We start from the raw sequence: 13791 nt of genomic DNA on the forward strand, positions 1-13791 counted from the left end.
TGTCCGGCCGGACAGGACGTAGGCGTCAGTTGTCGTACGCGTCCAAGGGCGGGCAGGAGCAGACCAGATTGCGGTCGCCGAACGCACCGTCGATACGGCGCACCGGCGGCCAGTACTTGTCCGCCGCCGAGACCCCGGCGGGGAAGACCGCCTCGTCGCGGCTGTAGGCGTGCTCCCACGCACCGCCCAACGCGGCGGCCGTGTGCGGGGCGTTGCACAGCGGGTTGTCGTCCGCGGCCCACTCACCCGACGCGACCTTCTCGATCTCCGCGCGAATCGCGATCATCGCCTCGCAGAAGCGGTCGATCTCGGTCAGGTCCTCGCTCTCGGTGGGCTCGATCATCAGGGTCCCCGCCACCGGGAACGACATTGTCGGCGCGTGGAAGCCGTAGTCGATCAGCCGCTTCGCGATGTCGTCGACGCTGACGCCCGTCGCCTTGGAGAGCGGCCGCAGATCCACGATGCACTCGTGGGCCACCAGTCCGTTCGGACCGGTGTAGAGCACCGGGTAGTGCGGCTCCAGACGCTTGGCGATGTAGTTGGCGGCGAGCACGGCGACCTGCGTCGCGCGCTTGAGGCCCTCGCCGCCCATCAGCCGTACATACGCCCAGGAGATCGGCAGAATGCCGGCCGAGCCCCACGGAGCCGCCGAGATCGGGCCGACACCCGTCTCGGGCCCGGCCGCGGGCTGGAGCGGGTGGTTGGGCAGATACGGGGCGAGGTGGGCCCGTACCCCTACCGGGCCGACGCCGGGACCGCCGCCGCCGTGCGGGATGCAGAACGTCTTGTGCAGATTGAGATGCGACACGTCGGAACCGAACCTGCCCGGCTTCGCCAGCCCCACCAGCGCGTTGAGGTTCGCGCCGTCGACGTACACCTGGCCGCCCGCGTCGTGCACGGCCGCGCAGATGTCACCGATGTGCTCCTCGAACACCCCGTGCGTCGACGGGTAGGTGACCATCAGGACGGCCAACTCGGCACCGTGCCGGGCGATCTTGGCGTGCAGGTCCTCGACGTCGACATCGCCGTCCTCGCGGGTCTTGACGACGACGACCTTCATGCCGGCCATCACCGCGCTCGCCGCGTTCGTGCCGTGCGCGGAGGACGGGATGAGACAGACGGTGCGTCCCGTGTCGCCGTTGGCCCGGTGGTACGCCCGTACCGCGAGCAGGCCCGCGAGTTCGCCCTGCGAACCGGCGTTGGGCTGGAGGGAGACCGCGTCGTAGCCGGTGACCTCGGCGAGCCGCTCCTCCAGTTCCCTGATCAGCGTCAGATAGCCCTGCGCCTGCTCGGCCGGCGCGAAGGGGTGCAGCGCGCCGAACTCGGGCCAGGTGACCGGCTCCATCTCCGTGGTCGCGTTCAGCTTCATCGTGCAGGAGCCGAGCGGGATCATGCCGCGGTCCAGCGCGTAGTCACGGTCCGCGAGTCGGCGCAGATAGCGCAGCATCGCGGTCTCGGAACGGTACTGGTGGAAGACGGGGTGCGTCAGATAGTCGTCGGTCCGCAGCAGCGCGCCGGGCAGCGCGTCCCCGGTGGCCGCGTCCAGCGCCTCGATGTCCCCGCTCACACCGAAGGCCGTCCACACGGCGGCCAGTTGCGTACGGCCGGTGGTCTCGTCACAGGCGAGGGAGACATGGTCGGCGTCGGCCAGGTGGAGATTGACCCCGCCCTCACGGGCGGCGGCGACCATCTCGGCGGCGCGGCCCGGGACGCGGACGGTCAGCGTGTCGAAGTACGCGCCGTGCACGATCTCGACGCCGCCGGCACGCAGCCCCTCGGCGAGCAGCGTGGCGTAGCGGTGGGTACGGCGTGCGATGGACCGCAGCCCCTCGGGGCCGTGGTAGACCGCGTACATCCCGGCCATGACGGCGAGCAGCACCTGCGCGGTACAGATGTTGCTGGTGGCCTTCTCGCGGCGGATGTGCTGTTCGCGGGTCTGGAGCGCCAGCCGGTACGCCTTGTTGCCGTCGGCGTCCACGGAGACCCCGACGAGCCGGCCCGGCAGGCTGCGCGCGAACTTCTCGCGTACGGCCATGAATCCGGCGTGCGGTCCGCCGAAGCCCATCGGGACCCCGAAGCGCTGGGTGGTGCCCACCGCGATGTCGGCGCCCAGCTCACCCGGTGAGGTGAGGAGCGTCAGCGCGAGCAGATCGGCGGCGACGGTGACGATCGCGCCGAGGCCGTGCGCCTGCTCGACCACGGGCCTGATGTCCCGTACGGCCCCCGAGGCGCCCGGGTACTGGAGCAGCACTCCGAAGACCCCGCGCTCGGCGACCTCGGCCGGAATTCCTTCGCTCAGGTCCGCGACGACGACCTCGACACCGGTCGGCTCGGCGCGGGTCTCGATCACGGCGATGGTCTGCGGCAGCGCGTCGGCGTCCACCAGGAAGACACCGCCCTTGACCTTGCCGACCCGGCGGGCGAGCGCCATGGCCTCCGCCGCCGCGGTGCCCTCGTCCAGCAGCGAGGCCCCCGAGGTCGGCAGCCCGGTCAGCTCGGCCACGACCGTCTGGAAGTTGAGCAGCGCCTCCAGCCGGCCCTGGGAGATCTCCGGCTGGTACGGCGTGTACGCGGTGTACCAGGCCGGGTTCTCCATGACATTGCGCAGGATCACCGACGGCGTGTACGTGCCGTAGTAGCCGAGCCCGATCATCGGCGCGAGCACCTGATTGCGGTCCGCGAGGGAGCGCAGCTCGGCCAGCACCTCGGCCTCGGTGCGTGCCCCCGGAAGCCGCAGAGCCTCCGTGCTCTTGATGACGTCCGGCACCGCGGCGGCGGTCAGCTCGTCGAGCGAGCCGTAGCCGACCTGCGCCAGCATCTTCGCCTGCGCCGGCGCGTCGGGCCCGATGTGGCGCTGCTCGAAGGGGGTGCCTCGCTCCAGCTGGGAGAGCGGAATGCGGTTGACGGTCATTGCGGAGGCCTCCTGGTCGACGCGACCTGTGAGGGGCACCGAGACACGGGTGCCCGAACGGCCTCCCCCTCTGTCATCTCGACCTGAGAGCTTCACCGGCCCGCCCGGAGGCAGCCCGGCTTTCACCGTCGGTGAGAGCGGATGCCGTCCGACGCCCGCCCTGCTTTCCAGAGTGACCTCGTCCGTGCGGTACGGGGGCCTGAGAGATTCCGGGGAGGATTTGCTCCTTCGGCGCCTCCGGCCATCTCTCCGGAGGACTCTCCCGCACGGGGTCAGCAGCCGCTTGCCAGCCTACCAGCGCGGCCCTCGGCACAACTTTCGAGTGGCCGACGTCCGAAATCTGCACTTTTGTAGTATTCACAAGCAGTTGCGACCAGTTGCGACCAGTTGGAGGGACCGTGGAGACCGACATTGATCCGCGCAGTCTGATAGGCCGCAAGGCGTTCGACCGCAACGGCCATAAGCTCGGGACAGTCGACGAGGTGTACCTCGACGACGCCACCGGGATCCCGGAGTGGGCCGCCGTCCGTACCGGACTCTTCAGTCGCGACGCCTTCGTCCCCCTCGCCCCCAGCACACTGTCCCAGGACGGTCTGCGGATCCCGTTCGAGCGTGCGCTGATCCGCGACGCCCCCGATTTCGGTGTCGGCCGGCATCTCTCCCCCGACCAGGAACTCCAGCTCTACCACCACTACGGCCTGGCCCTTCCGGACCCCGAGCCACCCGAACGGCCCTCGTCCCTGTCCGACCGTGACTCCGAACGCGACTTCGGTCGGCTGGCCGGCCAGGACGACTGACCCGCCTCCCCTGGCACCAGGGGCAGCGGCTCGGAGAGCTCCAGATCGGGGTCGTCGGCCCAGAAGGTCCGTACCCGCCCCGGCGCGGACCCCGGCTCCTCGAATCGTACGGTGACCCTCCGCAACCCGCTGCCCTGCACCCAGCCCGCACCGAACTCCCGATGGCGTACGTCGTGTCCCGCCGGGAAACGCCGCTCGGCGGGCGCTTCCGGTATCTCCGCGGGCCCACCGCCGCCGCGCCCGGCCGCCCCGGGCGCCGCGGTCCCGTCACCGACCGCCCCTCCCGCGCCCGCACCCGCGGTCCCCGCCGCGTCCGCACCCACCGGCTCGCGCTCGCGCCCGTCCGCCGACGCGTGCGCCCAGGCGGCTGCCTCGTCGGCCGCCGCCTGGGCGAAGAGGTCCTCCTGCGTGAAGTCCGCGAGCCCCGTCACACCCACCCCGAGCAGCCTTACACCGCCCGTGGTGTCCACCGACTCCAGCAGCCGCCCCGCGGCCTCCCGCACCACCCCCGGGTCGTCCGTGGGCCCGCGCAGGGTCTCCGAGCGGGTCAGGGTCGAGAAGTCGTACCGCCGCACCTTGAGGACGACGGTCCGCCCCGAGCGCCCGGCCGCGCGCAACCGCTCCACGCACCGGTCCGCGAGCCGGTCCACCTCCGTGCGCACCCTGACCCGGTCGTGCAGATCGACATCGAAGGTGTCCTCGACCGACACGGACTTGGCATCGCGCTCGGACACCACGGCCCGGTCGTCACGTCCGAGCGCCATGCGGTACAGCGAGGCGCCGTGCGCCTTCCCCAGCAGCCGTACGAGCTCGTCCTCACCCGCCCCGGCCAGATCGGCGACCGTGGTCATGCCCGCCCGGCGCAGATGGTCCCCCGTCGCCGGCCCGACCCCGGGCAGCGTACGCACCGACATGGGCCCCAGCAGCGCGCGCTCCGTACCCGGCTCGATGAGCACAAGGCCGTCCGGCTTGGCCTGCTCGGAGCCGATCTTCGCCAGCATCTTGGATCCCGCGAGCCCCACCGAACCACTGAGCCCCGTCACCGCCCTGATCTCCCTGCGCAGCCTCTCACCCGCCGCCAGCGCCGAAGCGGTGTCGTCGGCCGAGCCGCCCGCCTCCAGGTCCACGAACGCCTCGTCCAGACTCAGCGGCTCCACCAGCGGCGAGAGCCTCCCCACCAGCTCCATCACCTGCTCGCTGACCGCGCGGTAGAGCGCGAAGCGCGGCACGAGATAGGCGGCGTTGGGCGCCAGACGCCTCGCCTGGGCCATCGGCATCGCCGAGTGCACCCCGAAGCGTCGCGCCTCGTACGAGGCCGTGGAGACCACCCCACGCGGGCCCAGACCGCCGACCACCACCGGCTTTCCGCGCAGACTCGGCTTCGCCGCCTGCTCGGCGGCGGCGAAGAAGGCATCCATGTCCAGATGCAGGATCGTCGGCGCGGATCTCACATCACCGATGCTCCCTCACGCCACTGACAATCGGCCGGAGACGCGGGTCAGACAGCCCGGTCCCGCCGCCGTCTGGCCAGTTCATCGGCGGGGTTGTTGCCGATCAGCGTCTCGCCGGTGTCGATCCGCTCCCCATGGAGCTGGGACAGCGCGGCCTCGACATCCCGCCACACCACACCGACCGCGATCCCGAAGACCCCCTGGCCCCCCTGGAGCAGGCTCACCACCTCGTCGGGCGAGGAGCACTCGTAGACGGTCGCGCCGTCGCTCATGAGCGTCACCCGGTCCAGATCCTGGAAGCCGCCCGCCCGCAGATGCTGGACCGCCGCCCTGATGTTCTGCAGGGCGACCCCGGTGTCCAGGAACCGCTTCACGATCTTGAGGACGACCACATCCCGGAAGCTGTAGAGCCGCTGGGTGCCCGACCCGTACGCCGGGCGCACACTCGGCTCGACGAGTCCCGTGCGTGCCCAGTAGTCCAACTGGCGGTACGTGATCCCCGCCGCCGCGCACGCGGTCGGGCCCCGGTATCCGACCGTCTCCGCGCCGGGGTCGGGGGCACTGCCGTGAAGCGGATACGGACCGCCCGCCGCCGTACTGTCGCCGCTGCTTCTCACGCCGACCCTCCGTCCTTGACCTGCCCTGTCGAAGGTAGGCAGTCACCCGGGGTGCGTCAACGATCGCCACACTCGCCACGCCGAGTGATAATCACCCTGAGTGTGGTTTCCCGTGCCCCTTTCGGGGAAAGGCTGACCGAATGCGCTGACAAAGCCCGGCGCAGCGCTCACCGGCCGCTCACTGGCTGTTGGTCCCGAAGTCCTCCGGAGAGATCTGATCGAGGAACTCGCGGAACTTCTCCACCTCGTCCTCCTGCTCATCCGGGATGGCGATGCCGGCATCGTCCAGAACCCCGTCACTGCCGTAGATCGGCGTGCCCGTGCGCAGCGCGAGCGCTATGGCATCGGACGGCCTGGCGCTCACCTCGACCCCGCTCGCGAAGACCAGCTCCGCGTAGAAGACCCCTTCACGCAGGTCCGTGATCCGGACCTCGGTGAGCTCCTGGCCCACCGCTTCCAGCACGTCCTTGAAGAGATCATGGGTCAGCGGCCGGGCCGGGGCCATGCCCTGCTGGGCGAAGGCAATGGCGGTCGCCTCCCCCGGTCCGATCCAAATGGGGAGGTACCGGTCGCCTCCCACTTCACGCAGGAGCACGATCGGTTGGTTGGAGGGCATTTCCACCCGGACACCCACAACGTCGAGCTCGTTCACACAGCAACCCTAGGACGTGCCCGGCAGGTTTGGGTAGTCGGACTCCCCCATGATCAGTCCGGCCGGACCCCGAGAGCGGTCCGGACCAGAGCCGCGTGAAGCCGCGTGGAGAGCGCGGCCAGCTCCTTGGTGGTCTCCTCGGCACGGGCCCTGGTCTGCGGATTACGGTGCCGGCGCAGCGGCGAGACGACCTGTTCGACCAACCCGGCCTCGCGTTCCGCGGCCGCCTTCATGACCCGCAGATGCCGTGGTTCCAGACCGAATCGTCCGAGATCCGAGACGAGCCGGGCCACCGTGACGGCACCGGCGTCATAGCCGCCGTCCGTCAACGGCGTGATGAGGCCGTACGACTCCCACTCGTCGAGCAGGCTCTCACCAACTCCGGCGGCGGCCAGCAGCTCGTCACGGCCGATACGCGCGGCGGTCGGAACCCCGGGCTCCGCATCCGGGACTACACTCAGCGGCCCCCGCTGGGGGCCCGGCATCTGGACGTGCTCGCCGCGCCCCAGGGCGTCCAGCTGCTCCCTGATGACCTTCAGGGGCAGATAGTGGTCCCGCTGCATCCGCAGCACCCGGGCCAGCCGCTCGACATCCCCGGGACTGAACTTCCGGTAACCGGAGGGGGTCCTGTCCGGCTCGACCAGGCCCTCCGCCTCCAGAAACCGGATCTTGGAGATGGAGATGCCGGGAAACTCGTCCCGCAGCCTGGCGAGCACCGCGCCGATGCTCAGCAGCGGCTCGCCCGTGGGGGCGGTGCCGGATCCGGCACCGCCCTTCGGTGTGCGCAGCATGGACCTTCCCTGAGGGTCACACGCCCCGCTGGCTCGCGTAGAAGACCAGCCGGTACTTACCGATCTGGACCTCGTCGCCGTTCGCCAGCAGGACCGAATCGATCCGCTCACGATTGACGTACGTACCGTTCAGACTGCCCACGTCCGAGACGGTGAAGCGGCCGTCGGCGCCCCTGCGGAACTCCACATGGCGCCGCGACACCGTCACATCGTCCAGGAAGATGTCGCTCTCCGGATGGCGGCCGGCCGTGGTCAGCTCACCGTCCAGCAGGAAGCGACTGCCCGAATTCGGACCGCGGCGCACCACCAGGAGCGCCGATCCCATCGGCAGCGCGTCGACCGCCGCCTGCGCCTCCGGCGTGAGCGAGGGAAGCGACGTCTGGCCGGTCACCTCGGAGTCGTACGCCTCAAGGCCCGAGATGGAGATCGTCGAGGTCGTCTCCGAAGCGCGCTCCGCGGGCGCCGCGCCCCGCAGCGGCGCGCCACAGTTGGAGCAGAACCGACTGGCTTCGGCGTTCCGGTGTCCGCACCTCGTACAAACAGGCAAGGCCGACATAGAGGGATCCTCCTGCCGCGACTGCCCCCCGGGGACAGATGAGTCCTCAAAACCTATGCGGCCGGGACCGGCAGGGTCAACAGACGACGCGCCGGGCGCCTCGCCACCCACCTGGTCACGGAAGAGCGGGCGCTCGCCGCCCGGCTCCTCGCTCTGGCCATGGCGCGATGCGCGATGGCGGGCGGAGCCGCCCTCCTCGCGTGCGCTCTTGCCGAACAACTTCGCAAACAACTTCACGGGCGATTCCCCTTGACCGAAACAGACCCGCCCGTGGGGCAGGACGAACCCTGAATGAATACACCTGCCGACCCGGACATCTTGACAACGTCCGTATCCACCGGACAGTTTCCACCACGCACCACGCTGATCGTGCGCCGACCCCCCGCAACCTCATGCCCGCGTACGGCTACTGCCATGCGCCCCCGCCTCACTGCGACGACGACCGAGCGTAGTCAGGACGCTTCGCCGGTCGCAAGGCATCCACAATGATCTTCTCAGCACGCGTCACCGTGGCTGTGGCCTGCTCCTTCTCCAGCGTCTGGACCACTCCGCCCGGAATGTTGAGGGCGGGCTCCAGATCCTGTGGCTTGCCGATGACCTTGAAGTCATACGGTGCCGTGACCGCCTTGCCGTCCACCTGCACGTCACCTCCCGTACCCGAGAAGTATGTATCGGCGACCACCCGGACGTCATTGACCTGGATGGCCTCGGCGCCCGCCGCCCGCAGTTCCTGGATCGCGTCGAGCAGCATGTCCGGCTCGACCGTGCCGCTGGGGTCGCTGATGGTCAGCGTGATTCCGGGCCCCTGCGCCGCGACCGTGCCGGCCAGGACACCCAGCTGCTGCTCCTTCTCGCGCGTCTGCTTGCGTGCCTCCTCGGCCTGGTCCGAGCTGGTCTCCAACTCGGTGCGCTGGGCGTCGAGACGCTGCTTCTCATCCTCAAGACGCTGCGTACGGTTGTCGAGTTCATCGAGGATGCGCACCAGGTCCTCCTGACGGGCACCCCGCAGCGCGCTGTCGTCATTGTTCGACGTGACCTGGATGGCGAGCCCGAGTCCGAGCACGAACAGCAGGACGGCGACGATCAGCTGGGCCCGGGTGACCCTCGGCGGCCACAGCCCCGCGGCCAGCCGCTGGCGGCCGGTGAGCTGTTGGCGCTCCGGCTCCGACGGGTTACCCGTACCGTTCTCGTCCCTGGGGGTCTCTCCGCCGCTCATCGGCCTCACGCCCGGAACACGTGCCGGCGGATCGCGGCAGCGTTGGAGAAGATACGGATACCGAACACGACCACCACGCCGGTGGACAACTGGGCGCCCACGCCCAGCTTGTCGCCCAGGAACACGATCAGTGCGGCCACGACCACATTCGACAGGAACGAGACGACAAAGACCTTGTCGACGAAGATCCCGTCGAGCATGGCGCGCAGTCCCCCGAAGACCGCGTCGAGCGCGGCGACGACGGCGATCGGCAGATAGGGCTCGACCACCGCCGGCACCTCGGGCCGGACCAACAATCCGACCACGACTCCCACGACGAGGCCCAGTACGGCGATCACGATGTGCCCTTCCCGGTGTTGGCCGCGCCCTGTCCGTTGCCCTTCCCGGCGTCGGCGGGCATCGGCTCTGCTGTACGTACGATCAGGCTCGGCGCGGCAGGCAGACGCACCTCGTCCTGATCCGAAATGCTGGTGCGGATACCGAAGTTCTCCTGGAGCGCGTGCAGATACTGACCGTCGGCACTGTCCTGGAACGCGGTGCTCAGCTTCTTCCCGTCCCCCACCGCGAGCACCGTGTACGGCGGCACCAGCGGCCTGTTGTCGACCAGTATGGCGTCGCCCGCGGCCCGGATAGCGGACAGCGAGGTCAGCCGCTGCCCATTGATCGCGATCGCTTCCGCCCCCGACTCCCACAGCCCGTTGACGACGCGCTGCATGTCGCGGTCGCGCACCCGGCCCGTATCGGAGAAGTCACTGCTCTCCCGCGGCCCGCCGCCATCGGACTCGGTGTCCTTGGCGTCGTCCACCACGAGTTGCACGCCCGGCCCGTGCACCGGCGTCGCACCCGCGAGCAGAGCGACCAGCTCGCCCTGGTCGCCGCCGTGAGCCCGCAGGGCCGCGCGCTGGCGCTCGCCCACCTCGGCGCGGAGTTTCTCGACCGTGCTCTCCAGCGTGTCCGCCGTGGCGGTCTCCTCGTCGATCCGGCTGATGAGCTCCTCGCGCTCCTTGGCCACCACGGGCGCAGAGATCCGCGCCTGGGCCGCGCCGACGGTGACCACGAGAGCGGCCAGCACCAGACCCGCGGCGAGGCCGAGCTTCGCCTTGAGCGTGCGCGGCAGCCCGCCTTCCTCCGCGTCCCTGCGGGCCGCCGCTTCCGCGTACCCCTCATCGAGGCTGTGGTCCATCACATTGTTCAGCAGCGACATCGACGCGTCGGGGCGCGGCGGCGGAGAGCCGGTGCTCCGAAAGGGGGGCTGCTGCGACATGACGCACATCGTCGCACGTCGGGGGCGCTACCGCCGAATGGCCCCACCGGCGCGCCGTGCGGCGGCCGATCACGCCGTACGGCACACCGGTGTCACACCCGCGAAGGGCCCTAATGACCTGCGCTGTCCACCACCGACGACCACTCGTCGAGCAGCGCCTGCGCCGACGCGTCATCGGGGCCTTCCGCCCACAAATGAGTGACGGCCTCGGCCGGGTCGGGCAGCACCATCACCCAGCGGCCGTCCGCCTCCACCACTCGTACCCCGTCCGTCGTGTCGACCTGCCGGTCTCCGGCCGCCTCGACGACGCTACGCATGACCAGACCCTTGACGGCCCAGGGCGTCGCCAGGTCCCGGCGCAGCACATGGGCACGCGGGATACGGGCGTCGATCTGGCTCAGCGTGAGCTGCGTACGCGCCACCAGACCGATCAGCCGCACAAAGGCGGCCGTACCGTCCAGGACACTGCTGAACTCCGGCACGATGAAGGCTCCGCGCCCGTCACCGCCGAAGATCGTGGTCTCCTCACGGCCCACCCGGGTCAGATCGTCCGGCGAGGTGGTCGTCCACTCCACCTGCGTGCCGTGGTACGCGGCGACCTGCTCGGCGATCCTCGTCGTGGTCACGGGCAGCGCCACCCGGCCGCTGCGGCGCTCGGCCGCGACCAGATCGAGCAGCACCAGCAGGGCGCGGTCGTCCTCGATGATCCTGCCCCGCTCGTCGACCAGCGACAGCCGCTCACCGACGGGGTCGAACCGCACCCCGAACGCGGCCCGCGCGGAGGCGACGATCTCACCGAGCCTGACCAGGCCCGAACGGCGCGACTCGGCCGTCTCGGTCGGCCGGGACTCGTCGAGGCCGGGGTTGATGGTCAGCGCGTCGACCCCGAGCCGGCCCAGGAGGCTGGGCAGCACGAGCCCAGCGCTGCCGTTGGACGCGTCGACCACGACCTTGAGCCCGGCCTCCGCGATCCCGGTCGTATCGACATTGCGCAGCAGCGAGCCGGTGTACGAGTCGAAGACGCTGGCCGGGAAGTGCAGATCGCCGATCTCCCCGGGGAACGCGCGGCGGTACTCCTGACGCGCGTACACCCGGTCCAGCTTGCGCTGGCCGCCCTGCGACAGGTCGGCGCCGCGCTCGTCGAAGAACATGATGTCCACGGAGTCCGGCACCCCGGGCGAGGTACGGATCATGATGCCACCGGCGCTGCCCCGGGCTGTCTGCTGCCGGGCGACGGGCAGCGGGACATTCTCCAGGTCCCGTACATCGATGGCGCTGGACTGCAGCGACGAGATCACGGCGCGTTTGAGCGCACGGGCACCACGTGAGTGGTCACGCGCCGTGGTGACGGTGGAGCCCTTCTTCAGCGTCGTGGCGTAGGCGCCCGCGAGCCGCACGGCGACTTCTGGCGTGATCTCGACGTTCAGGATGCCGGAGACCCCACGCGCGCCGAAGAGATGCGCCTGCCCTCGGGACTCCCAGATCACCGAGGTGTTGACGAAGGCACCGGCTTCGATGGTCTTGAACGGGTAGACCCGCACATTGCCCTGGATGATCGATTCCTCGCCGACGAGACACTCGTCGCCGATGACCGCGCCGTCCTCGATCCGGGCGGCGCGCATGATGTCCGTGTTCTTGCCGATCACGCAGCCACGCAGATTGCTGTGCTGCCCGATGTAGACGTTGTCGTGGACGACGGCTTTGTGGAGGAACGCGCCGGTCTTGACGACGACATTGGATCCGACGACGGTGTGCTCGCGAATCTCCGCGTCGGCCTCGACCTTGGCATAGTCACCGATGTACAGCGGCCCGCGCAGGACGGCGTCGGGATGGACCTCGGCGCCTTCGGCGATCCACACACCCGGCGAGATCTCGAAGCCGTCGATATCGACGTCGACCTTGCCTTCGAGCACATCGGCCTGGGCCTTGACGTAGCTCTCGTGCGTGCCGACGTCCTCCCAGTAGCCCTCGGCGATATAGCCGTAGACCTTCTTGCCCTCCTTCATCAGCTGAGGGAAGACATCACCGGACCAGTCCACCGACACGTCGGCCTCGACATAGTCGAAGACCTCGGGCTCCATCACGTAGATGCCCGTGTTCACGGTGTCCGAGAAGACCTGTCCCCAGGTGGGCTTCTCCAGGAAGCGCTCGACCTTCCCCTCTTCGTCCACGATCGTGATCCCGAATTCCAGTGGATTCGGCACCCGGGTCAGACACACCGTCACCAGTGCGCCCTTTTCCTTGTGGAAGGCGATGAGATCGGTCAGATCGAAATCGGTGAGCGCGTCACCGGAAATGACGAGGAAGGCATCATCCTTGAGTGCCTCCTCCGCGTTCTTCACACTCCCCGCGGTGCCGAGCGGCTTCTCCTCGTTGGCATAGGTCAGTTCCATGCCCAGCTCTTCACCGTCACCGAAATAGTTCTTGACGAGAGAGGCGAGGAATTGCACGGTTACGACGGTCTCACTGAGCCCATGGCGCTTGAGCAACCGCAGCACATGCTCCATGATCGGCCGATTGACGACCGGCAGGAGCGGCTTGGGCATGCTTGAGGTCATGGGGCGAAGTCGAGTACCTTCGCCACCGGCCATCACGACAGCCTTCATGTCGGAAGCGTCCTCCTTGAAGAGACGGTCTCGCCGACTTCACCCGTCTGGACAGAGGCCCCATTGACGTCGGGCGCGGGCCGGCGACACTGCGCGGCACCACATCGACGAGCTCAGTCGGCCACGTTGTCCGCCCTGACAAGCCGACGGACCTGGACCACATACAGGATCCCTGCCCACCAATACAGACTTGTACCCCAGATGGCGAACGCCCATCCGAAAACTTCAGCGAGTGACGCAAGCCAGCCGCTTCCGTCACTGAGGAGCAGGAGCGGGAAGGCGTACATCAAGTTGAAGGTAGCCGCCTTGCCGAGGAAGTTCACCTGGGGAGGCGGATAGCCATGCCTACGAAGGATGGCCACCATGACCAGAAGCATCAGTTCCCGGGCCAGGAGGGCCACGGTGAGCCAGAGGGGCAGGATCTCCCGCCAGGTGAGGCCAACCAGGGTGGAAAGGATGTAGAGCCGGTCGGCCGCGGGATCGAGAAGTCGCCCCAGGCTGCTGATCTGGTTCCAGCGGCGGGCGAGCTTGCCGTCGAGATAGTCGCTGACGCCGCTCAACATGAGCACCAGCAATGCCCAGCCATCACTCTTGGGCCCGCCGAACTCGGGGCGCAGGATCAGCCACAGGAAGAGCGGTACGCCGACGAGGCGAGCCATGCTGAGGATGTTGGGGATGGTGAGCACCCGGTCCGTCTGAACGCGAGTCTCCTGGACCTCCACCCGGGGGCCTCCTGTGTGGAACGTGCCAACGATGCTTCCTGACCCTACCCTCAGCGCCGGCACACGAGCGCAGGGGGGTATTGGGGGGGGGGAGGCGAGGCGAGGACGTCCGTAGAACGCAGAAATGCCCTGCACCAGAAGGTGCAGGGCATTCCCACAACAATTGTTCGGCAGCGTCCTACTCTCCCACAGGGTCCCCCCTGCAGTA

Annotated in this window: 12 protein-coding genes and 1 riboswitch; of the genes, 1 reads left to right on the forward strand and 11 read right to left on the reverse strand. The window is 69.1% G+C overall.

Annotation, left to right across the window (positions count from 1 at the left end; all coding sequences use genetic code 11):
- Positions 1-25: 25 nt before the first annotated feature.
- Positions 26-2911, reverse strand: a complete 2886-nt coding sequence (gene gcvP, locus ACIRQP_RS31145) for an aminomethyl-transferring glycine dehydrogenase (protein WP_403895820.1) — start codon at positions 2909-2911, stop codon at positions 26-28.
- Between the two features lie 177 nt (positions 2912-3088).
- Positions 3089-3186, reverse strand: a riboswitch (glycine riboswitch).
- 123 nt (positions 3187-3309) lie between these two features.
- On the opposite strand from gcvP, the gene ACIRQP_RS31150 reads away from it, so the two are divergent.
- Positions 3310-3708 (forward strand): PRC-barrel domain-containing protein, encoded by a 399-nt coding sequence (locus tag ACIRQP_RS31150; protein ID WP_403895822.1) that lies wholly within the window; start codon positions 3310-3312, stop codon positions 3706-3708.
- Here ACIRQP_RS31150 and ACIRQP_RS31155 read toward each other — a convergent pair.
- The 10 genes from ACIRQP_RS31155 to ACIRQP_RS31200 all read right to left on the reverse strand — a co-directional run bounded on the left by ACIRQP_RS31155 (position 3603) and on the right by ACIRQP_RS31200 (position 13583).
- Positions 3603-5159, reverse strand: a complete 1557-nt coding sequence (locus tag ACIRQP_RS31155; protein WP_403895825.1) for a DNA polymerase IV — start codon at positions 5157-5159, stop codon at positions 3603-3605. The two genes, ACIRQP_RS31150 and ACIRQP_RS31155, sit on opposite strands and share 106 nt — an antisense overlap.
- 47 nt (positions 5160-5206) lie before the next feature.
- Positions 5207-5776, reverse strand: coding sequence for a MerR family transcriptional regulator (locus ACIRQP_RS31160; RefSeq protein WP_030353031.1), 570 nt, complete (start codon positions 5774-5776; stop codon positions 5207-5209).
- A 178-nt stretch (positions 5777-5954) separates the two neighbouring features.
- Complete coding sequence (locus ACIRQP_RS31165) at positions 5955-6428, reverse strand: bifunctional nuclease family protein (RefSeq protein ID WP_006123076.1); 474 nt, start codon at positions 6426-6428, stop codon at positions 5955-5957.
- Positions 6429-6481: 53 nt separating this feature from the next.
- Positions 6482-7219 carry a MerR family transcriptional regulator gene (locus ACIRQP_RS31170; RefSeq protein ID WP_403895828.1) on the reverse strand — a complete coding sequence of 246 codons (738 nt, stop codon included), beginning with the start codon at positions 7217-7219 and terminating at the stop codon, positions 6482-6484.
- 16 nt (positions 7220-7235) lie between these two features.
- Positions 7236-8072, reverse strand: coding sequence for an FHA domain-containing protein (locus ACIRQP_RS31175; protein ID WP_403895859.1), 837 nt, complete (start codon positions 8070-8072; stop codon positions 7236-7238).
- Positions 8073-8202: 130 nt separating this feature from the next.
- A complete protein-coding gene (locus ACIRQP_RS31180) occupies positions 8203-8991 on the reverse strand; it encodes a DUF881 domain-containing protein (protein WP_403895830.1) in 789 nt (262 codons plus the stop codon).
- A gap of 5 nt (positions 8992-8996) precedes the next feature.
- Complete coding sequence (locus ACIRQP_RS31185) at positions 8997-9329, reverse strand: small basic family protein (protein WP_023543062.1); 333 nt, start codon at positions 9327-9329, stop codon at positions 8997-8999.
- The gene (locus tag ACIRQP_RS31190; protein WP_403895833.1) at positions 9326-10255 is read right to left on the reverse strand and encodes a DUF881 domain-containing protein; all 930 of its coding nucleotides are present in this window, start codon (positions 10253-10255) and stop codon (positions 9326-9328) included. Before ACIRQP_RS31190 ends, ACIRQP_RS31185 begins: the two co-directional genes overlap by 4 nt.
- Positions 10256-10365: 110 nt before the next feature.
- Positions 10366-12861 carry a sugar phosphate nucleotidyltransferase gene (locus ACIRQP_RS31195; protein ID WP_403895836.1) on the reverse strand — a complete coding sequence of 832 codons (2496 nt, stop codon included), beginning with the start codon at positions 12859-12861 and terminating at the stop codon, positions 10366-10368.
- Positions 12862-12974: 113 nt separating this feature from the next.
- Positions 12975-13583 (reverse strand): CDP-alcohol phosphatidyltransferase family protein, encoded by a 609-nt coding sequence (locus ACIRQP_RS31200; RefSeq protein WP_403895839.1) that lies wholly within the window; start codon positions 13581-13583, stop codon positions 12975-12977.
- Positions 13584-13791 lie beyond the last annotated feature (208 nt).

The organism is Streptomyces sp. NPDC102274, assembly GCF_044766385.1.
Taxonomy (GTDB): Bacteria; Actinomycetota; Actinomycetes; order Streptomycetales; family Streptomycetaceae; genus Streptomyces.

What these genes read in the sequence shown, in the direction of transcription:
- ACIRQP_RS31170 (WP_403895828.1), bottom strand. Translation starts at nt 7,219, where the DNA reads ATGCTGCGCACACCGAAGGGCGGTGCCGGATCCGGCACCGCCCCCACG.
- ACIRQP_RS31190 (WP_403895833.1), bottom strand. Translation starts at nt 10,255, where the DNA reads ATGTCGCAGCAGCCCCCCTTTCGGAGCACCGGCTCTCCGCCGCCGCGC.
- ACIRQP_RS31180 (WP_403895830.1), bottom strand. Translation starts at nt 8,991, where the DNA reads ATGAGCGGCGGAGAGACCCCCAGGGACGAGAACGGTACGGGTAACCCG.
- ACIRQP_RS31195 (WP_403895836.1), bottom strand. Translation starts at nt 12,861, where the DNA reads ATGAAGGCTGTCGTGATGGCCGGTGGCGAAGGTACTCGACTTCGCCCC.
- gcvP (WP_403895820.1), bottom strand. Translation starts at nt 2,911, where the DNA reads ATGACCGTCAACCGCATTCCGCTCTCCCAGCTGGAGCGAGGCACCCCC.